General features: G+C 59.2%; 17 protein-coding genes. 4 read left to right on the forward strand and 13 right to left on the reverse strand.

Going from position 1 to position 19,175, the window contains the following annotated elements:
* Positions 1–24: 24 nt before the first annotated feature.
* The 4 genes from ACM42_RS02720 (at position 25) to ACM42_RS02735 (ending at position 7,157) form a co-directional block, all read left to right on the forward strand.
* On the forward strand, positions 25–1,476 hold the full coding sequence (locus ACM42_RS02720) for a type II and III secretion system protein family protein (protein WP_164937419.1): 1,452 nt from the start codon (positions 25–27) through the stop codon (positions 1,474–1,476).
* Between the two features lie 10 nt (positions 1,477–1,486).
* A complete protein-coding gene (locus tag ACM42_RS02725; RefSeq protein ID WP_128948652.1) occupies positions 1,487–2,149 on the forward strand; it encodes a CpaD family pilus assembly lipoprotein in 663 nt (220 codons plus the stop codon).
* Positions 2,150–2,960: 811 nt separating this feature from the next.
* Positions 2,961–5,144, forward strand: a complete 2,184-nt coding sequence (locus ACM42_RS02730; RefSeq protein WP_271526501.1) for a hypothetical protein — start codon at positions 2,961–2,963, stop codon at positions 5,142–5,144.
* Between the two features lie 1,143 nt (positions 5,145–6,287).
* Complete coding sequence (locus ACM42_RS02735) at positions 6,288–7,157, forward strand: outer membrane protein (protein ID WP_271526502.1); 870 nt, start codon at positions 6,288–6,290, stop codon at positions 7,155–7,157.
* 154 nt (positions 7,158–7,311) lie between these two features.
* Here ACM42_RS02735 and ACM42_RS38590 read toward each other — a convergent pair whose 3' ends face one another.
* The 13 genes from ACM42_RS38590 to ACM42_RS02800 all read right to left on the reverse strand — a co-directional run bounded on the left by ACM42_RS38590 (position 7,312) and on the right by ACM42_RS02800 (position 19,174).
* The gene (locus tag ACM42_RS38590) at positions 7,312–7,737 is read right to left on the reverse strand and encodes a hypothetical protein (protein WP_442868886.1); all 426 of its coding nucleotides are present in this window, start codon (positions 7,735–7,737) and stop codon (positions 7,312–7,314) included.
* A 516-nt stretch (positions 7,738–8,253) separates the two neighbouring features.
* On the reverse strand, positions 8,254–8,994 hold the full coding sequence (locus ACM42_RS02745; protein ID WP_271526503.1) for a glycosyl hydrolase: 741 nt from the start codon (positions 8,992–8,994) through the stop codon (positions 8,254–8,256).
* Between the two features lie 378 nt (positions 8,995–9,372).
* Positions 9,373–9,639: a hypothetical protein gene (locus tag ACM42_RS02750; protein WP_271526504.1), complete on the reverse strand. Its 267-nt coding sequence runs from the start codon at positions 9,637–9,639 to the stop codon at positions 9,373–9,375.
* Between the two features lie 855 nt (positions 9,640–10,494).
* A complete protein-coding gene (locus tag ACM42_RS02755) occupies positions 10,495–10,896 on the reverse strand; it encodes a hypothetical protein (protein WP_271526505.1) in 402 nt (133 codons plus the stop codon).
* Positions 10,897–12,134: 1,238 nt separating this feature from the next.
* On the reverse strand, positions 12,135–13,172 hold the full coding sequence (locus ACM42_RS02760) for an EscU/YscU/HrcU family type III secretion system export apparatus switch protein (RefSeq protein WP_271526506.1): 1,038 nt from the start codon (positions 13,170–13,172) through the stop codon (positions 12,135–12,137).
* Complete coding sequence (gene sctT / locus ACM42_RS02765) at positions 13,169–13,990, reverse strand: type III secretion system export apparatus subunit SctT (protein ID WP_271526507.1); 822 nt, start codon at positions 13,988–13,990, stop codon at positions 13,169–13,171. Before sctT ends, ACM42_RS02760 begins: the two co-directional genes overlap by 4 nt.
* 10 nt (positions 13,991–14,000) lie before the next feature.
* Positions 14,001–14,276 (reverse strand): EscS/YscS/HrcS family type III secretion system export apparatus protein, encoded by a 276-nt coding sequence (locus tag ACM42_RS02770; protein WP_271526508.1) that lies wholly within the window; start codon positions 14,274–14,276, stop codon positions 14,001–14,003.
* A 2-nt stretch (positions 14,277–14,278) separates the two neighbouring features.
* A complete protein-coding gene (gene sctR, locus ACM42_RS02775) occupies positions 14,279–14,944 on the reverse strand; it encodes a type III secretion system export apparatus subunit SctR (RefSeq protein WP_271526509.1) in 666 nt (221 codons plus the stop codon).
* On the reverse strand, positions 14,937–16,058 hold the full coding sequence (gene sctQ, locus ACM42_RS02780) for a type III secretion system cytoplasmic ring protein SctQ (protein WP_271526510.1): 1,122 nt from the start codon (positions 16,056–16,058) through the stop codon (positions 14,937–14,939). Before sctQ ends, sctR begins: the two co-directional genes overlap by 8 nt.
* Complete coding sequence (locus tag ACM42_RS02785) at positions 16,055–16,591, reverse strand: hypothetical protein (RefSeq protein ID WP_271526511.1); 537 nt, start codon at positions 16,589–16,591, stop codon at positions 16,055–16,057. The genes sctQ and ACM42_RS02785 overlap by 4 nt, the downstream gene beginning before the upstream one ends.
* Positions 16,567–17,922, reverse strand: coding sequence for a type III secretion system ATPase SctN (gene sctN / locus ACM42_RS02790; RefSeq protein ID WP_271526512.1), 1,356 nt, complete (start codon positions 17,920–17,922; stop codon positions 16,567–16,569). Before sctN ends, ACM42_RS02785 begins: the two co-directional genes overlap by 25 nt.
* Positions 17,919–18,539: a type III secretion system stator protein SctL gene (gene sctL / locus ACM42_RS02795; protein WP_271526513.1), complete on the reverse strand. Its 621-nt coding sequence runs from the start codon at positions 18,537–18,539 to the stop codon at positions 17,919–17,921. The genes sctN and sctL overlap by 4 nt, the downstream gene beginning before the upstream one ends.
* Positions 18,536–19,174: a nodulation protein NolU gene (locus ACM42_RS02800; protein ID WP_271526514.1), complete on the reverse strand. Its 639-nt coding sequence runs from the start codon at positions 19,172–19,174 to the stop codon at positions 18,536–18,538. The genes sctL and ACM42_RS02800 overlap by 4 nt, the downstream gene beginning before the upstream one ends.
* Between the last annotated feature and the right edge of the window lies 1 nt (position 19,175).

The raw sequence follows: 19,175 nt of genomic DNA on the forward strand, positions 1-19,175 counted from the left end.
TCTCACTTGAAGGCAACAAATCGCTTGAAGGTCCTTAACCATGCCGCCGGCGCTCTTCAGCCGCCTGCGATCACCAACCCGCATCGCTCTGCCACTCTGCCGCGTCTCTGCTACCTCCTATGCGGGCTTGCTTTGCTGTTTCCGCTTGCCGCCTCAGCCGAGACAAAGCGGGACGGCAAAAGAGAGATGCCACGTGCGGCACCTGGCAGCACCACGGGCACGCTCAACCTTACCTCGTCGCAGGGAAAGACAGTTCATCTGAGCGCGCCGGCGGCGACCATCTTTGTTGCTGACCCGGCGATTGCCGATTACCAGGCTCCCTCGAGCAGTACAATTTTCGTGTTTGGCAAAAAGTCCGGGCGGACGAGCCTGTTTGCCCTCAACGAAAACGGAGAGGCTCTTGCCGAGCTGCGTGTTGTCGTCACCCAACCGATCGAGGATCTGCGGGCCGCGCTCAAGGCCGAGGTCGGCGACTATCCGATTCAGGTCAGCTATACCCCGCGGGGCGCGATCCTTAGCGGTACGGCACCCAATGCCGATGTCGTTGAGACGGCGAGGAAGGTCACCGAGCAATTTGTTGGCGCGGGCGCACCGGTTGTCAACAAGATCCAGGTCGCCGGCTCACTGCAGGTGAATCTCAGCGTGCGGGTGGCAGAAGTCTCCCGCAGCGCCGTCAAGGATCTTAATATCAACTTCACCGCCTCCGGTCCAAATGGCGCTTCCCTTGTCACCGGCAAACCGGGCGGGTCCGGCGCGGCCGGCGGCGGCACGATCGGGGTCGGGTTTAGCGCCGGCAATATCAACCTGAGCGCTGTTCTCGACGCTCTCGCGAGTGAGCACCTCGCCTCAATCCTGGCTGAGCCGAATCTGACGGCGATGTCCGGGGAAGCCGCAAGCTTCCTAGCCGGCGGCGAATTTCCGATCCCGGTCATGCAGGATAACCGGCAGGTTTCGGTCCAATTTCGGCAGTTCGGTGTGAGCTTGGAATTTGTCCCGACGGTGCTCAGCAACAACCAGATCAATGTCCGTGTGAAGCCTGAAGTCAGCGAACTGTCGAGCGAAGGCGAGGTCAAGATCAACGGTACGGCGGTCCCTGCCCTTTCGACTCGACGAGCGAGCACCGTGGTCGAGCTCGCCAGCGGCCAGAGCTTTGCAATCGGCGGCCTCATCAGGCGCAACTTCAACACTGATATCAGCGAGTTTCCCTGGCTCGGCGATGTACCGATCCTGGGCGCGCTTTTTCGCTCTTCATCGTTTCAAAAACGCGAAACCGAGCTGGTTATCGTTGTCACACCTTACATCGTGCGGCCGGGATCAAATCCAGGTCGGATAAGCGCGCCCACCGACCGGATCGCACCGCCATCGGATCCAGGCCGCATTTTGACGAACACGCTGGCACGGCCGCCTCAAGGCCGCGATGCGCCGCGCGCGAGCGCACCAGGATTGACGGGCAACGCCGGCTTTATCATCGAATGAGGATCGACAAATGACCCTGCGATATTTGTCAAATTTGATTGTCATTGCCGCAACATTGGCGGGCTGCGCAAATAGTACCTCGATCCATCCCAAGCCTGCTGAACAAGGAGTCCAGGTCGAACAAAGACAACGTGTCTTGTTCCTGCAGAGCCTCCGTGCGCCCGAGAGGCTTCAGCTGCGTAGTTTTATCGCCAATGTAAGTGGCGGCCGGCGGGATGCGCTCCATGTGGATGTGAGCGGCTCCCCTAAGCTCATTGCGCAGGTGGCGCACGAGGCCCGGGCCATGGGCGTGGCTCCCTATAACATCCGCCTCTCCGCTTCTCCCCAAAATTTAGCCGGCCGTTCCGGCGTCAGGATCGAGGCGATCACGTTCGAAGCGCATCTTCCGAACTGTCCGTCGCTTCTGATCGTCGGACCAGCAGTGAACGACAATTCGTTCGAACCGACGCTTGGTTGCTCGACCAAAAACAATCTGGCAGTTATGGTCAACGATCCGCTCGACTTGGTGGATAATCGGTCTGTCGTCACGGTTAATGGCGATCGCGCCGCCGCTCCTCTTGCCAGCCACCCTACTGTCGCCCAGCGCAACAAGAGCAACGGAGAAGATGGAGCAGGCACGGCAGAGTCGGACGCGGCGGGAACGACAACACAGAATGTGCAGCCGCTCCGATAGGCGGTTTTAGGCGCATATCCGAACTCACTGTGCAATACCTTGCGCTCAAGCGCCGTCACACCACGCCCCTAACGCGGCGCGGCGCTGTGTGTCAGGATCATACTGGGGATGCCGGGCGCCTCAGCGCTAAGCCGTCCAGTTTCATTCAAATCAGAAATGGAAATTCACGCCAAGCCTGATTGTTTGAAAACTGCTGTTTGAAGGTGGTGAGCGATGCGACTTCAACGTCCAAGACACCTGTCGGGCCGTCGCCAGCAGTCTGCACTTGCCCCGTTTACCGACACACGAAGAGTAACGTCTTGCCTAGTGAAATCGAAGTAGTCGTATTCAAGCTTGGCTGGCCAGCCGGGTAGGAAAGGATATTGGACGCCCTGCACGTAATGTGCCGCCGAAGACCTTTTTGTCGTTCTGCCATTCATGCACCATTCGCAGCAGGCCTGCCTTCAAAGCCGATGCAATATTGATCGATACCGATGCTGGAATGAGCCCACGCTGCGCCGACCTTGCTATAGCGTAAAACACGATCGCCCAGAGCGACGCCGAGCCGCCCGATAATGTCAGCGATCCACTTGGTTTCGTACCTGCTCAGCTAGTCGGCTGCGATGTGGATGTAATGTGCCGCCACTCAGTTGAAGACCCTCATTTTCATGGGGCGCCTTCTTTGGGCGGGCGAGCGATGCTGCAGCGCGCAGAGAAGGCAATTGGCGGCCGTCATTCCCCTTTCATTCTAGCTTTCCGCCTGGCCACGTCAGGTTTTGGAAAGCTAACGTGAGTAGCGAACTAACGAGAGAAGGATGCCAGCGGACTGACCATGGACCGATTGAACACAAGCAAGGAGTTCAGTGCATCAGATGCGACCGTGGAACAGCCGGAGCAGCCGAATGCGGCGTTTGAGCAGCACTTGGCAGGCGTGCGAGAAGCGGGCCCCGTATACAAACACGCGGAGCTATATGATGTCACTGAGGAAGACGATCGCCTCATCCAGGCGGCGTCCCGCGCTGCTCTCGATCGCGGGCAACCGCAGAGTGAGAAAACCGTCGAAATTTACGATCGTCGGCTTCGCAAACTAGCCGGGGAGCTGAAGCAGTACGGCCAATCAATTGCTGGGCTCGATGACGATACGTTACTCGCTTACGGCAAGAAGCTGCTGCCAAACGACAAGGTCATCGCCCCAGCATTGTCAATGGTCAGTCGGTATCGCGAGCCCGACGCCAACGCTCGCCCCGTCTCAACACATTATCGCCCTACCAGGGAAGATGAGGGTCTCATCAGGGAGGCCGCTGAGGCAGGTTTTAGTCGACAGATACGCAAGGGAACGGCCGAGGGCTATGCGAGCGCTCTGCGGAAGTTGGCGGTAGCGCTTCGACCCTTGTCGATTGCCAAGCTTAGTGATGATGCATTGCTTGGCCACGCAGACAGATTGTTTCCGAAGGACAACGTGCTCATCGTCGCCTTGAACGGCCTCCGCGATTATCGCGCGATTACCCTGCAGAACAATTTAGGCGGAGAAGGAGGCAGTTCGAACCACGCCATTCAGCCGTCCACCCCCTTGCCCATGCCGGCCGATGAGCAGCCGATGGGGAAAGTTGCGGATGGGCGCGGCTCATTGCCCCCGGGGTTCAATACTCCGCAGCTCTGGCATGCAGTGGGGTTAGCCGCCCATTCTCCTATAGAAAGTGTCGCCCAGGACGTGCTTTTCGATGCCGCTGATGGCGAGAACCTCTTGCCCGCAACAATGCTTGGGCCAACGGTTAGTTCAATGCCCCACTCGCCGGTGCAAAGTGTCGCTCAGGAAGGGCTTTTCGATGCCGCGGACCACGAGAACTTCTTGTCGGGGGCGACCTCCGATGCACCGGTGTCTTGGCCAACGATGAGTTCAACCATTCACTCGCCGGTGCAAAGTGTCCCTCAGCACGCGCTTTTCGATGCCGCGGATCGCGAGAACCTCATGCCGGCGCCGACCTTCGATGCACTGCTGCCTTGGCCAATGATGAGTTCAAACATCCCCTCGCCGGTGCAAAGTGTTGCTCAGGAAGAGCTTTTCGATGCCGCGACTTGGCAGCCGAGCTCGCGGGAGCCGAATTCCACCTCTGAAGACCACTCTGGGCGGATGATGAACGAAGGCGCTGGGGCTCAGACCGTGCTTGAGCAGACGTTCGTGACGGCCGGCGACGCCTTTGATGCGTCTTTGAGCGTCCCCGAAGATTTCTCCCACGGGACTCAGGCCGCGCCGAATATGATGCACAGGCTTCGCCGCTGGGGCCTCTTGCCGGATGCAGCACAGCGGGTAAAGGTCTACGATATTCGAGGTGAACGCTATATGGCCGTCTTGGGACCAGGAGGGCTCAATGATGTTCAGCTCGTCCATCTGCGGTCGCCCGCTGTCGGCGATACGTTCGATGTTTCGTTCGCCGTTCCCAAGAATTTTTCCCATCGCACCCAGCTGGCCCCAGACATGATGCTGACCACCTTGGGCCACTGGGACTTCTTGCCTGTTGCGGAACATCCAATCATGAACTTTGAGATCGGTGGCGAACGGTACACGGCGATATTGGGACCGGCAGGGCCCAAGGACGTTCAGCTCATTCATCACCCTCGGCCCGCTTTGCCGGGCGAAGCTACGCCTGCGGCACTGAGCACTTCCTCAGATATCTACGGCGGTCTTGCACCTAACCTTGATTCGGCGGCACCGTTCGAATGGAGTGGGAGCGCTCCCTCGGCGCTAGCGCCGAACCTTCCTCTGCCGTCTGCCGCACCTGCATCAAGCCATCAGCCAGTCCCGCAAGTGCCTGAACTGGGAGAGTTCTTGGGCGACGGCTGGACGCACGCCTCCCAAGAGGCTTCGCCTGCCGTGATCGACATATTGCAGAGCCTAGGCCTTCTGCCGCGCCGGGACGTCCCAATGACCGCCTTTTTTATCCACGGTCAGCTCTACACGGCAGAAAGCCTACCGGGAGGCCGCGTTCTTCTCTTCCATCAGCCACAATTTGGCTGAATGAGGGCTCGTCGGCACCTCGGACAGCTGCTCAGGCGGACCTGAATCCACGTCTGATCCTCCTTCCGGAAATCTTAGAAGTACGCTTCAACGATCTATCGCGCCACAGCTCACGAACTTCCTCCGAGGCTCTTCCCTCTTGCGCACACTCGGTCACGCCTAATCCTGCCCCAAGCGCGTGTTGATGTTCATTACGCTGTCACATAGGTAAGCGCGAGCACCCCGAGCGAATTGAGCGACGTTGCGGCTTCACTTACGCGGCAGCCCCGCCGTGGCGTCGAGTGAGGACGAACGCAAACCGGCGGTTGAGCCTACGAATAGCAATCAACGTCTGTATGGCAGCTTCGATGTCGGCCCGACTCGGCCGCAACAAGATCAGGCAGCGCCCCTGGCGATGGCGCGCATGGCCAGCGCTTTGTTCGTCAGGGTATCGATAACCGTAGGCCAGATTTCTCGGCTTCAAGGGGGACGCGCGCTCCTTCTATTTCGGCCAAATCGGCGAAGCGAATGAACCGCACGGCGGCGCCGCTCTTTCCATTTTGAAACCGCGGCTCGTGGATCAGCCTCGACAATTGCGACGCTGCCCGTTCCCCCCAATGCCGCGACCGAAATTCGGACCGCCAGCGTGCGCTTGCAGCTTGTGCCTTTTTGGGTGAGCCAGAGCGAGGACATCTCCTACTAGTCCGACGACAACGAGATGCAGCGCACGAGTCGTCCAAAATATCGAGCCTCCCACTCCCCATCGTGAGTCCCATCAAGAGCGGGCGTGGACTCACAACCAGACCAACGCACAGCCACTAAGATATACCGCGCTATACGTCGGCCAACGTCAGCCGGTCCAGTTGGGAGCCGCGAGAATCACCACCGCGTCCGCTTTGTAAAACAGCCATTGCTCTCCGAAATACTCGGCGGTGTCAGGGATCTTCGCGCAAGGATTGCTGAGCACCGACGTACAGGCTCGAATGCAGAGCCTGCTCGCCTTTCTGGAACGGACACGGCTAGAAGCGGCTGTCGCGGTCGCAGCAAGAAGCTGCTGCCTACCAGATTGCAGAGGTGATCTGGCTGCCAGCACCAACTATCGAGCTAACCACAACTTGGCACCAAGCCAGCAATATTTTCCGTGCCCAGCAGGAGGACTCTAGGATGAAGTGCAACAAGCAATTGTCGCTCGCGGGCATCATTGCGTTCGGGACGATCGCTTTTGTGAGCGGAAGTTTAGCTGCCGATTTGCCTGCGGCACCTATCGTCAAAGCGCCAGCTCCCGTTTATCCTCTCTTCAGCTGGACTGGAGGTTACATCGGCGGCAGTGTGGGCTCGGGTTGGGGTACCAGCCAGACCGCCCTCGCTGTGGGCAACACATTCATTGGCGCCCCAGTCAACCAGACGGTAAACCAGCTTATCGGCGGCACTGCCGATTTTACTGTGCCATTGCCGCAGGTGCAGATGAATGGCTTCCTCGGTGGCGTACAAGCCGGTTACAATTTCCAGTCCGGTGTGATGGTCTACGGCGTGGAAGGCGATTTTTTGTGGAGTGGTGTCAAGGGGCGCAATGGCTGCTTTGTGGTCTTGAATTGTACGAACGACACCAAATGGATTGCCGATATCACCGGACGGGTCGGCCTCACGGTGGGCGACCGCGGCCTGGTCTACATCAAGGGCGGCGCAGCTTGGGCCGATTCAAGCATCGGCATCAATCAGTCCTTTGCCGTTACGTCGAACTTGGGAACTGGCTTTGCTGCTAACGGTACTGCCGATGGCCGAGCGACCAAGAAGATATTTGGCGGCACACTGGGGGCCGGCGTGGAGTATGCCTTCCTGCCCGGCTGGTCAGCCAAAGTTGAGTATGACTACTTCGATTTCGGCAGGCAAGACGTAACGCTGCCGATTTCCGTCGCGAGCCGTGTGCAGACGGGCGACATTGCGCCTGCTGCCATCGCTATTGGAGTCACGACGCCCGTCTCCTTCAAGCAACAGCTTCATACGATGCGGGTTGGCGTGAACTACCACTTCTGATTGGCAGGAGTTTGATCTTACGTTCTGTCTGTTCCTACGGCAACTCACGCAGGACTGTAGCAGAAATTGAGCAACGAAAAGCTGCTGAAACAACTCGCCCACAAGACGAGGTGAGACGCTCAAAAGGAACTCGAACTCACAAAAGGCAGGCGGCCTAAAAGCTTGCAGAAGAATAGGCGGAAGAGGTATCGAGCGTTTGGCCGAATGTGGAGATCGACATCAAACTGCTCACCTCGGCTGAGCGCCTGAAGTACGAAGGATACTTCGCCGCGGCGATCTTGGCCCTGTCCAAAAGCGGAACGCCGATCAAGCAGGTCGTGCGCCAGACCGGCCATAGCAAAAAGCTGATCGGCAGGTGATCCATGGTGAACGCCATGATGTCTTTCTGACACAGAGTTCGCTCGATCATTACGTGCCACGGCTCGACGATGAAGGGGCAGCCGGTTACCGAAACGGCGCTGCACTTTGGCGCCGCTTGCAGGCGCGCGGCTTCGGGCCTCTGTTCGTGTCGTTGGAGAATGGGTAACGCATAGACTGCGGGCCGAGAGGCTGACGTCCCTTCGCCGGGATGAATTGTCATCCTGGATCGAGCGTGCTCGTGCCAGTCTTGTTGCCGGCGGTTCGGGCGGCGATCACCTTGCCCTGGCCCAATGAACAGACCGTGGGGGCAGATGACGCTCCTCAAGTCATCAGGCGCCAAAGTACGGCGGCAAGCAAAATCGATTTTCGTCCACCGCGAGCAATCGGCGCGGAGCAATCGGAGCTGCACCCAAAATTGCGTCAGGGCCAATATTGCAGTCAGAATGACAATCGCGAAGATCGCCTAGTGGAGTTGAGCAGAAACAGAATCTCGAGATCGTGCAAACAGATGGCCTGATTCGGCGGAGATTGCGGCTCTTCCGATTAATGAATGCGAGAACCTGCGAATTCAGTTCGGCACGAGGCGTGCGGCGCCAGGGCCCGGCCCCCATCATGAACCCCGGCCGATCTTCGTCGGCCCCACAACGAGCGCCTGGCGCGGTCCGGTACGAAGTGCATCGTACAGCGTGCGCCATACCGTGGGCGGACGATCACCTCATCGTAGGTCCCAAGGTAGTCACTTCGAGATTACAGCCCAATGATTGACGTCGAAGTTTTGCCCGCCTGGGGACGAGGTTATCTCAACGCCGTATTGGACGCTGCCGACGATTATGTCGCCGAAGTATCCTTTCGACTTTATCCATTGCAGGATACTCTTGATGTCCACAGTCCCGCTGTTGGTTTTGGAGCTGCGCAGAAACGAAATAACCTTGTGTTTGTTCCAGCCTTCAAACACGTTCCAAGTGGCTCCCCCCACATTCACGCCTGTGTAGACTGGAATCGCAGCGGTCCCTGAAGAGTTATACTTGTAAGAAATGGGCTTAACATCACCGCTGCCGTCGGCATTTCCGGTGTAGTTGGTCCAAAGCATTATCTCATAGGAATTTGAGCTGTCCCAGATATCGTAGGCGAAGTTCCAATGGCCGCCAGTCGGGACGCTCTGATTAAAGCTTGACCTGAGGTCGTTGATCGCGCTCAGCGGTTTCCCGATATTGAAAGCTCCGTGGGGATAGCTCTTGATGCCACCAGTATCAGGTTGGTTCGACCACACGCTCCATTGATTGATCGAATACACCGAGATCGTCTGATGCCCAGCACCTTGACCATATACGTCGTTGTTCCAGGAATAGCCCTCACGGGAGAAGGTACCGTACTGATCGCTCGAACTCCAGATCGGCGCTTTTGCGGATGCTGGGAATAGCGCAATCATTGTCGCAAAAGGTAGCGCAAGTACGTTCAGCGTCGACAACGCAGACATTCTAATCTCCACCTCAGATCTGCCCTCCAGCGAACGAGCAGCAAGCAAAAGTGAGGCCAGTCAGAGAACGACGAATCTTCTTTCTTGTCTTTTGTCGTACGGAGCGCCGCGCACGTGCTGCATGCACTTCTGGTCGAGTCACTCGGCCAGATCGTCCGCCATATAACTCAAACCATTGTCACTGAGCAGCCTTTGCCCGGCGCGATGCTCACATGCTGGCCCGCCGAGCGACCACGGCGCGTTCTGCAGACCCTCGGCCAGGGCGACGAAGCTCTCGCCGCAGGGCTTGTAGTTGCCTCACGTGGCTCGGCGATCAGCTTCGGATCGCAGGCAGCGCGGGCGCGACTCTCCGCCTTCTGACTTCAATCGGAAGCCAGTTCAGTTTCTGCGGAGAAAAATCTCGTGTTCAGAGCCTGGCGGCCCGATACTGGCCGTGTAGTTCACGCCCCCGAGAGTGAGACTTTTCTTTGGCTCAGACACGGATGGCAGAAGCTTGTGCAAATCCATTCGCAACTTGAGTTCTTCCGGCGCCCACTGATCTCCGTGCTGCCAGCTCGGGGGCACATAAAGAGACAAACTTGGCAACAGCTGGTTGCGCCGCACTTGCGGCGCATAAGGCGAAGATGTTGAGTTGAAGCCGTCCATGTCCACCCCCGGAACGCTTAAAACCACTAAAGCTGACCACAGATGGTCGGCGACAGGTAGCAGCGCGGGCGCGGCCTGGCGCCTACCGACCTGGGGGGCTGGAAAAAGGCACTATCCTGCCGCCCCGCGCTGCCGTTGAGTTTAGCGGAAAGCGTGACTCGGCGCTGACCGTTCTGGATAGATAGCGCTGTCCCTGCCACGCCCCGTTAACCACAACGGCTCTATATCCGGGCTGGCTTACTGAAAGCTGACGAGACCCGGCAATTCCCAAAACGAAAGCGGCCCGTGTGGGCCAGTTGCGGTCGAGAGTGAGAACGACGTTCCGGCGACAGGCTCTGGTACCACGTCAGCCTGAGCATCTCGACAGCCAGCAGTGTCCAGCACCCGGCCTGTCGGAGGACTGCAGGCGGCGGCCACCAGAAGGGCCTCTTACTTGTCGTTGAGCTCGCGCTCTGCCCGGTAGGCGGCTCTTCGCTTTGGTTCTCCGCCAGGTTGCCTTCGACAAAAACGTCGAAGGGTGGCAGACCGCCAAGTGGCCGCCAAGTGGCCGACGCCCCGGCTTGTGGCGATCATGTCATCACTCATCCCGGCATCGGCCGCCCAACCGGATCTGCGCCACCTTGAGCGCGCAGCGGCTGCCTGCCTCCGCCCAACAAAAGCTCTAGCCGACAAAAAGAGAGGTATCTACGGCAATACGAATCGTAGATTACCTCGCGGCATCGTGAGTTCAGAGCAATCGTAGGAGTACTTGGCAGGTCAGCTGAACCCACGTGCAGCGCTCCACACCTTCATCCGTGGGCGACATATGCTCTCGGCTCTGGAGGAAGTAGCTGCGATTGGGCTCTTATTGCAGGCTCAGTGAATCGCCTGCCTTCCCGCAGGTGATGGCTGTGGCTTGAGATGATCCAATATTTTCGAGCCGGCGCTGAACGACCTCGACCAGAATTTCTCCAGGAAATCCAGGTGACACCTCAACAGCTCCGAGGAAGTTTTGGAGTCCGCAATATTCTTCAGAAAGGTGGCCTGGTCATGCACAATGGAAGCAGTCAAACCTAGTCCGTCCTTCAGGGCCGTAGCGAACAGGTTGCTTGTCGCTTCAATCGAGCTCTGCCATTCCCGAAAGGTAAATGGAATCGGCGATGCAGCCGTCGTAGATTTTCCAGCGCCATCGGCGGAAGCGCCAGATACCAAAGCCGGGTCGTGCCCGACATGTGGCCGCCGCTCGCGTTTCTCGTCTTCGCTTGCATTCGGTGCCATTCGAGATCTCCTGGCTTGAAGGGCTTATAACGTACCAAGTTGTTCGCGGCTCATTTCGACCATCCCCTACAAGGTACCACAATTGCCAACACGCGATACCTACCTCATTTGGTAACGTGCCAGCAAAGGAGGGAGTGAACGCGATACGGCGAGAGCCCAGGCTGTAAAGCTCGCGTCCGTGTGCTGTCGCTATGCTCATCGGCGCCCGCCCAGAGGCTGAGAACTGGGGCGATCGGATGGAGGATGGTGGCGGCTGCGCGTAGATGGATGGCGGAGACAAAGTCCGTGAGCGCACGTACATGGAGCAGCAATCAACATTCAATAATTGTCTACGAGGTCTCCAAGCCGCTGGAACGGGTGATCGCTTCCACCCTGCTTCGAAGGCTTCACTGGCAGCCTGCTCGGCCTGTTGACGGCCCTGCCCTGTGAGCCAACGAGCGCTCCTGGACGGGCCACCTGAAAGGGACTTTGATCGCAGTGGATGCCCTCGACGGCCGGAAGCAGATACGCCGGCTGCGTACATGATCCATTAGAACCATCTCGGCGACTCGCGCAACCAGGCGACCGCCAGGCACTTGACCGCCGCGGCACCACTATACGGGATCATCCAGAGGTTCTTGCCGACCGAATGCGAAATCCATGCCTCGAGCTAACTCCCGGCGCAAACCTTCAATGTTCGGCGAAGCTTGTCCGGTGTCAGCTAGCGGGTTGGGTTAGGTGAAGCAATAGACGCTGCAGGCACCCTGCGCGGGAAGACGGCGTTGATGGACAATGGTGGCAATACTCCTGCGTCCCGAGTTTAGCTGGAGGCTTGCTTTTCCCCCCGCACGCAGGCTTATGCCCTGCGGCTCTCGAACGTGTGCGGCGCAATGTGGCACTCAGGCCGATCTTGAGACGTATAAACGCTGTGATCGTATGAACCTGTAGCAGCGCGGCTCAAGATAGGCGACCAGAGAGCATGCTACAGATGGCGGCCGTCCTAGTTGACGATCAGCGCTACCGGCTTGTCAACCGAATGGCAGGGCCCCTCTAGCCAAGGTGGTACAAGTGGGCGTCCTCGAGGGTGTAGGCGCCGCAGCTCTCGAAATGGCCGACAAGTTGTTGCGCTTGGCGCCGCAGCTGATCCGGTGATCCGGTCGGCGAGGCCGCGGCCCAGAGGCTTTCCATCGTCGCCTCGCCGAACATCCGAGCCTTCATCGAGCGCCAGGCTGCAGATCGGAGCGTCAGAACAGGATGACCTAGACTAGCCCCGCAGCATAGAGTGCTTTTGCGACCGACTCGAAATATTGCGAGGGAACCGGGTTGCCGAGCCTTGCTTTGCCGAGCAGCTGACGCGCCAGGACATCGTCATCCACAATGGTAAGGTGCAGCGCGCGCGCCTCACCAAGCAGCTGCGAAGCAGCTTCGCCCTCGCCGCGGCAGACCAAGACCGGAACGCCGGTCTCGCCTCGGACATAGCGCAGCCCAATCAGCGTTGCCGATCCCCGCAATATCAACGTGGCTCGACTGATGCCGATCGGAGCCTCGTTGGCCGACTCTTGCCGAAGACGCCGGTGCTCACGCTTCACCTGCGGGTTGCCTTGCTGTTCCTTGTTCTCCCGCTTGGCCTCCGTTTCCGTCATGCGCATGTCCTGCATAAACAAATAGCGCTGGATTAGAAGGTCAGCCAATCCGCCGACCAGAAAAGCTCCGGCGGCAATCCCAATCAGCAGCTTAACCTCGGTGAAGACGAAGCCAAAACAGCCCATGCCGCAGACTGGCAGGTACACCAGCGCTTTCCAGCTCGCGATCACGGTGAGAAAGAAGGTCGCACCAAGCAAAACCACCTTAGCCAGGGTCTTGCCAAGCTCGATGGCCGAACGTTTCGAGGCGATGCGTTTCAAGCCTTTGATGGGATCCAGTTTCTCGAGCTTCGGCTTGAGCGGCTCCGAAGCAAACATAAAGCCGCCATTAGCCAGGACATTGGCCAGAAGAGCTGCTGTCACGGCGGCGGCGAGCAACGGAGCGACAGTCGCAATCGAAAGTTCTAGCAAGCCGCTGAGCGCTTGTGGCACCGCGCTTGTGAACGGCTGCTCCTGCAGTTTATCGACGAGCCGGACCGTCTCCTGCCACTTGTCCTCGATCGCACCCGCTCGCCACCACAGGCAGCCGAAACCGGCACAAGCGCTGACGCCGCTCACCAGATCCGAGCTGCGCGCGCTCTGCCCCTTCTTGCGTGCATCGCGCAGCTTCTTGGGCGTCGGAGGAAGTTTTTTCTCCTCACTCGTAGAGCTCATCTCAACAGCTTCTTCAGATACTCTAGCATGTTGTTCGAGGTCAGGATTTCGGCGCCGGTGTATTCAAGCAGATAGACGGTGTAGCTGACCATGATGACCCCGAACGCAACATTCTTGATCATCGGGGAGAGATCGTTCATCTTGAGCTGAGATGCAAAACGGCCGAGCATCATGACCGCGATATCAACCAGCAGCAGCAGGCCCAGCACCGGCCCGGCGACCAATAAGGTTGTCATCATGATACGATCGAGAAGGGCCAGACATTCCATTGCCCCTTGCGCTGTCATGGCAGGCAGAAACTGATAGACAGGCCACACTAGGTAGCTGCCATAAAGGCCGCTCACCATGGTCTGCAGCCCGCCGACCAGAACGAAGATCGTAACCGCCGTGACACCGAGAAAAAGCCCGGTTCCGGACGCTTGGCTGTGCGTCGCGGGATCCTCCCCCGCAACTTGGCTTGAAATTCCTCGTTGAGTATCGATGATGTCGCCGACTGCCTGTATACTCCACATTGGGATACTGAGCAGGATGCCGAGCATAAGACCGACGAACACCTCCTTCAGGCCAAGCATGGTAACGCTGACCAGGCGCGTGTTCGGGTCCAGAGCCTGCAGACCGAGCTTGATCTGAGCGAGGCACGGCAGTCCGATCGCAATCGTCAGGCTTCCCCGAACGAGGCCGCTGATACGCGGCCGGGTGAAGACGGGAAGCACCAGCATGATGCCTAGGGCGCGGGCCGTACTCAGCCCAGTTGCGGCGACGAATTCGATCGTGCCCTGAACGAGGGCTTGCGCCTCTGCGGGTGACGGGCCAGCCATTCAAGCTCTGCTAGTATCTTGCGGTGAGTGCTGGAAACTCGCTGAAGATGTGCTCGGCCTGGTCGATTAGTGGAGCGCTGAGTACGGGAGAGAACCCGGCTAGCACGGCGACGACGACCAGAAGCTTGACTGTCAGCGGCAGGGTTTGATCCTGGAGCTGAGTTGCCGCCTGGATGAGGCCAATGATCAGTCCGGAGATGAGAGCTGCAAGCAGCGGCGGCAGAACCCAGATCAAGAAGAGCACGAGCGATTGACTAAGGTGCGTAAGAATGCTGGCTTCGTTCATGGTCAACCTCCTGGCGTCGTGTAGCTTAGTACCAGCCCGTGCATGAGACGTGACCAGCCGTCGATAGTGACGAACAAAAAGAGCTTGAAGGGGACAGATATCACCGTGGGGGATACCATCGACATACCCATGGCCATCAAAATCGTCGTGACAATCAGATCGATCGTGATGAAGGGAAGATAGAGAAGAAAGCCGATTTCGAACCCACGCTTGAGTTCGGAAATTAAAAACGACGGCACGAGAATTGAGAAATCATCTGCCGTTACGCTGCCGCGCATCTCCTCCGACCAGACATGTTCGGTGGACGACAGGAAGAAGCGGCGCTGCTCTTCATTGGTGAATTTCTTCAGATGAGCACGCAGCGGCTCCTGTCCCTCCTTGGCGGCCGTCAGCCAGTCATCGAAACTCTGGTAGCGAAGTTGCGGATCGGTAAGGCGGTTATAGGTCTGCTCGAAGACCGGAGCGCTGATGAAGACGGTCAGGATCAGTGCCGCCCCGTAAAGGACGATGTTCGGCGGGATCGATTGGGTCCCCAGCGCATTGCGCACGAGGAAGAGAACAACCGAGACCTTGATAAAGGCGGTGGTTGTGACAACAGCGAAGGCCAGGAGGCCAAGGCCGACGGTTATCGCAAGAAGCGCAAGGATGCTGGGTTGAATCTCAGTCATTAAGCGCCAACCTGCCGCGCAACCTGACAGCCAGCTCGTCGCCGATCCGCACGATGTCGCCCCGGCCGATACGTTGGCCGTTGGCAACGATATCGACCGGCCCATCAAGAGGCCGGCCAAGTTCGAACACGTGGCCTTCGGTGATGGTTCGCAAGGTTCCCAACGGCATCGGCCAGCGGCCACATTCGAATACGAGTGTGATCTCGATGCTGTCGATATCCGCCTCTGACGGGGGCTGCTGTTGCAACTGGCTTTCGGGCATCACATCTTCACTTTTTAGGGGGTGGGATCGCAAGCGGAATGGGCCTCGCAGCACCAGCCTGTCGCCGCCGATCTCTGCAGGGGCCCACAATCGGTCTGCAGCGAGAATGACCTGGCCTCGCGCGAGTGGAATTGCGTCCGGGAGCAGCGCATCGCCTTGCTCTGCTTGGCGAAGAACGCTGATCGCGACGCGGAGCGAACCGATATGGCCTGCAACGATGACCGGGAATTCGGAAAGCAGCCTGGCCGTCTGTCGCGGTAATCGGCCGAGCAGGCCGCCGAGGACGGTGAAAGCTGGCGGAACGGGACCGTCGAGTGGCGAGAATAGAAGCAGCCGAGCCTTGCTGGCGAGCTCACCATAGGCGATGTCAAGTTCAAGATAGGGCCTCGTACTCCGCGCTTCCTCGGTGCGGACAAGCTGCAGATTCCGCTGCGTCATTCTTTCCAGCAGGGCAAGCAAGGGTTCAAGCGCAAGTTCCAGGACCAGCGAACGCGTCGGCTCAGACGGCAAGGTAAGCCCATCCTGCACGGTCCCAACCAGCGCTTCCGCAAGCTTACCTGGCAAGGACAGGATCAATGTTTCACCATCTACTTCGAAGACGCAGTCAAGCATCGACGCCGCAGCCGGCTCCGCCTGCCAGACGGTTCGGCTCACGCGCACAGAGAGCGGCTTCTCGCCGAGGAGGCCTTGCACGGGCGCACGCAACGCTGCGATCTCGTTAAGCCACGAGGCTACGGCGTGCGAGAGAATCAGCGCCGGCATGAAGGCTGCGGGCTCAGCCGGCCGATACGATGCCGGTGCGGCTTCCGCGCCGCAGGCCCCTAGCTCGCGCGGGAGAGGATCTGCAATCATGCTGGCTCACCTCCCGTCTGACCTGATGGGCCTCGCCGGTAGCGGAGCAAGACTTCATCATCGGATTCGATTTCGGTGGCGGCTTCGAAATGAGCATTCGTGATGCGCCGAACGTCCTGATCGATCTCACGCCATTTCTGGCTCGCCGCTGAACGCTTGGTCCAAACGGCCCTGGCCTCGATAACCGCAGCCTCAGCTTGCTCTTGAGCAGCACGGGCCTTGTCAAGAACGCGCTGTGCCGCTGTGATCTCGTCTGTGAGTCGCCCGATGATGAGATGATAGCGCCGCTGCAGTTCGCACACAGATATCGCATCGGCTGCGAGGATCTCCCGATAGAGCTCCGCCTCGACCTTTGCGCGGCGCTCTTCGGCAAGTGCAAGGTGCTCGCAAGCTTGTTGGACAGCTTGAGTCGCGAGGTGGCGCTTGGCTTCCACGTCAGACAATTCACGAACGGCGCTTCGCTCCCGCATGTCCTTTACGAGCCGCAGCTTTGAGGCATGAGCGGGACTTAGGCGGTCAAACGCGATATCCATGCGATCGTCTCCTCAAAGCTGCACGCCTCACCCTGCCCCTGGCGCAGAAAGGCCCGCAGCTGCTCGATCGAGGCGATCGCCCGATCGGTCAGCGGATCAGAGCCTTGCTTGTATTCACCCACCTTGATCAAGAACTCGGCCTCAGCGTAGCGTGAGAGCAGATCACGGAAGAAGGATGCCGCCTTGCGATGCGGCACCGACACGATCGCATCCATGACGCGGCTGCGGCTCGACAGCACATCGATAGCCGGAAAATGCTCCCGAGAGGCCAGCGCGCGTGAGAGAATGATGTGGCCATCAAGAATGCCGCGTGATTCTTCCGCTATTGGATCACCCGTGCCGTCACCTTCGACAAGCACGGTATAGAAGGCCGTAATGGAGCCTTGCTCGCCCATGCCGGCGCGCTCCAACAAGCCCGGCAACAGCGCAAAAACGGATGGCGGAAATCCGCGCCGCGTCGGCGGCTCTCCTGCGGCAAGGCCGATTTCACGCATAGCGCGGCTAAAGCGCGTCAGAGAATCCATCATCAGAACGACGCGGAGGCCCTGATCACGAAAATATTCGGCCAGCGCTGTCGCCATGTGGGCGCATTGGGCCCGCTCCATCGCCGAACGGTCGGAGGTCTCCACCACAACGACGGAACGGTGAAGGGCTTCGCCAAGATGACGTTCAATGAATTCGCGCACCTCTCGACCGCGTTCGCCGATCAGCGCGACGATAGTGACGTCGGCCGCCGCGCCTCTTACGATTTGCGACATCAGCGTCGACTTGCCGCAACCGGCATCACCATAGATTCCGATCCGCTGACCTTCTCCGCATGTCAAAAGACCGTCCAGGACACGGACGCCGAGCGGGAACGGCTGTTCGATCCCGCGCCGTTTCATCGGATTGGGCGCCCTGCCGCGCAGCGGTCTGGCTTCGGCGACTTTTATCGGGCCCTTGCCATCGAGCGGTCGGCCAAAACTGTCGATCACTCGGCCGAGCAAATCGGGACCCACAGCCACTTCCTGCATTCGCCCAGTCGTCACCACCTCCGCGCGATTGGACAGCCCCACCATGTCCCCGATGGGCGTGAGTAACACCCCGTCCGGCAACAGACCGATCACCTCGGCCTCGAGCGACCATCCGCTGCGAGGATCCTGCAACAAGCATAGTTCCCCGACCCGGGCCTCCGGCAAGACGGCGTGCAGCAGCGTGCCCACGGCCCGCGTAATCCGGCCGCGGACAGCGCGTGTATCGATGTTCTTGGCGGAAGATCTCAGGGACGAGAGTGCGGCCTTTACGGTTCCTTCTGCGGCCGCGGCATGATGGGTCGATCGTTGCACGGTCACGATTCAGCTTCCTCTGACAAGCCAAAGCCGAGACGCAGCGCGCGCAGCTGCGCCGCAAGTCCAAGATCGACATTGCCAAACTCGCTCCACAAGACACATTGATCCGCGCTCAGCGCCGGATCCGCCTCAATCCTGACCTTCGGACGGCCCTCAATTCCGTCATAGTCCTTGAACTCACTGGCTAGCACGTCGGCTTTCAGTGGGGATACGTGAAGGCAAACCTCCGTGTTCTTATATCTTTGCTCGATGGCATGACGAACGCACTGGACCAGCATCTCGCCCGGATCAAACGCGCCAAGCAGATCGCGAACGATCTCAAAGACCACTTGCGGCAATTCCCGCTCCAGAACCGCCTTGCGCTGGGCCAGTTCACAAGTTGCCTGCGCAATAAGCCGAGCCATTTCCTCTGCGCCGGCCTTTGCACCCTCGGCGCGGCCCCGCGCCCGTTCCCGCTCATAAGCCTGGCGTGCCCACCCGCGCACCCGCTGCAGATGCCGCTCGGCAGCGGCCCGCGCCCGTACGGCATCGTGCCAGATCTCAAGCTGCGCAGCTTTTATCAGGGGCCCAAGAGGCCGAATCTGCGGGGACGCGGGTGATCCTAGGGCATCGGCCGTCATGCTCCGGCATCCTCTGTACGCAAATGAGCCAAGACGAGGGAAAGCAGAGGGCCTGCTGCGCTACGGTGCTCAGCAGTTGGACTCTCGGCGGCCGTCCCCACGGGCAAGCGTAGAAGCACGCGGATACGAGCAAGGGGCGAAGTCTGTTCGAGCCAAGCGCCGAGACAAGCATGCCCGTCATGTTCGATCTGTCGCGACAATTGCTCTGGATCGAGGATCGGGATCGTTGCGACGGCACTTGATAAATGCCGGACAGCGAAAACGTGCGCTTCGGCACCGATCAACTCTACCAATATGGGCAGATCGTGCCTGGAAACCAGCTTGAGGATGGAGCGTGCATGCCAGATGCTGCCCGCGAGCAGCGCAGCCCGCCGCGGATCATGCCCGAACAGAGCATCTTCGTCCCAGTCGGCGCAGCTAGCCTCCACTTTGCTGCCCAGCAGCAGTTCGGCGAGCCTTGGCTGCAGCCTGGCACTCTGCTGTAGCCGAGCCAACGTGGAGGGCGAAAGCAGCGGGTCAAGAAGCGCAGCAAAACGACCGGGATCGACCGAGGCAGCAAGCTCGCGCAGCCGATCGGCTGCAACCGTGAACGAAGGATTGGGTCTTGTGGTTGTGGTTGACATTGATGCCGACATG

Source organism: Bradyrhizobium sp. CCBAU 25338 (assembly GCF_028128965.1).
Lineage (GTDB): Bacteria > Pseudomonadota > Alphaproteobacteria > Rhizobiales > Xanthobacteraceae > Bradyrhizobium > Bradyrhizobium liaoningense.

Excerpts from the sequence above, each read along its gene's own strand:
- ACM42_RS02725 (WP_128948652.1), top strand. The coding sequence starts at position 1,487 with ATGACCCTGCGATATTTGTCAAATTTGATTGTCATTGCCGCAACATTG.
- ACM42_RS02730 (WP_271526501.1), top strand. The coding sequence starts at position 2,961 with ATGGACCGATTGAACACAAGCAAGGAGTTCAGTGCATCAGATGCGACC.
- ACM42_RS02735 (WP_271526502.1), top strand. The coding sequence starts at position 6,288 with ATGAAGTGCAACAAGCAATTGTCGCTCGCGGGCATCATTGCGTTCGGG.
- ACM42_RS38590 (WP_442868886.1), bottom strand. The coding sequence starts at position 7,737 with ATGACAATTCATCCCGGCGAAGGGACGTCAGCCTCTCGGCCCGCAGTC.
- ACM42_RS02745 (WP_271526503.1), bottom strand. The coding sequence starts at position 8,994 with ATGTCTGCGTTGTCGACGCTGAACGTACTTGCGCTACCTTTTGCGACA.
- ACM42_RS02750 (WP_271526504.1), bottom strand. The coding sequence starts at position 9,639 with ATGGACGGCTTCAACTCAACATCTTCGCCTTATGCGCCGCAAGTGCGG.
- ACM42_RS02755 (WP_271526505.1), bottom strand. The coding sequence starts at position 10,896 with ATGGCACCGAATGCAAGCGAAGACGAGAAACGCGAGCGGCGGCCACAT.
- ACM42_RS02760 (WP_271526506.1), bottom strand. The coding sequence starts at position 13,172 with ATGAGCTCTACGAGTGAGGAGAAAAAACTTCCTCCGACGCCCAAGAAG.
- sctT (WP_271526507.1), bottom strand. The coding sequence starts at position 13,990 with ATGGCTGGCCCGTCACCCGCAGAGGCGCAAGCCCTCGTTCAGGGCACG.
- ACM42_RS02770 (WP_271526508.1), bottom strand. The coding sequence starts at position 14,276 with ATGAACGAAGCCAGCATTCTTACGCACCTTAGTCAATCGCTCGTGCTC.
- sctR (WP_271526509.1), bottom strand. The coding sequence starts at position 14,944 with ATGACTGAGATTCAACCCAGCATCCTTGCGCTTCTTGCGATAACCGTC.
- sctQ (WP_271526510.1), bottom strand. The coding sequence starts at position 16,058 with ATGATTGCAGATCCTCTCCCGCGCGAGCTAGGGGCCTGCGGCGCGGAA.
- ACM42_RS02785 (WP_271526511.1), bottom strand. The coding sequence starts at position 16,591 with ATGGATATCGCGTTTGACCGCCTAAGTCCCGCTCATGCCTCAAAGCTG.
- sctL (WP_271526513.1), bottom strand. The coding sequence starts at position 18,539 with ATGACGGCCGATGCCCTAGGATCACCCGCGTCCCCGCAGATTCGGCCT.
- ACM42_RS02800 (WP_271526514.1), bottom strand. The coding sequence starts at position 19,174 with ATGTCGGCATCAATGTCAACCACAACCACAAGACCCAATCCTTCGTTC.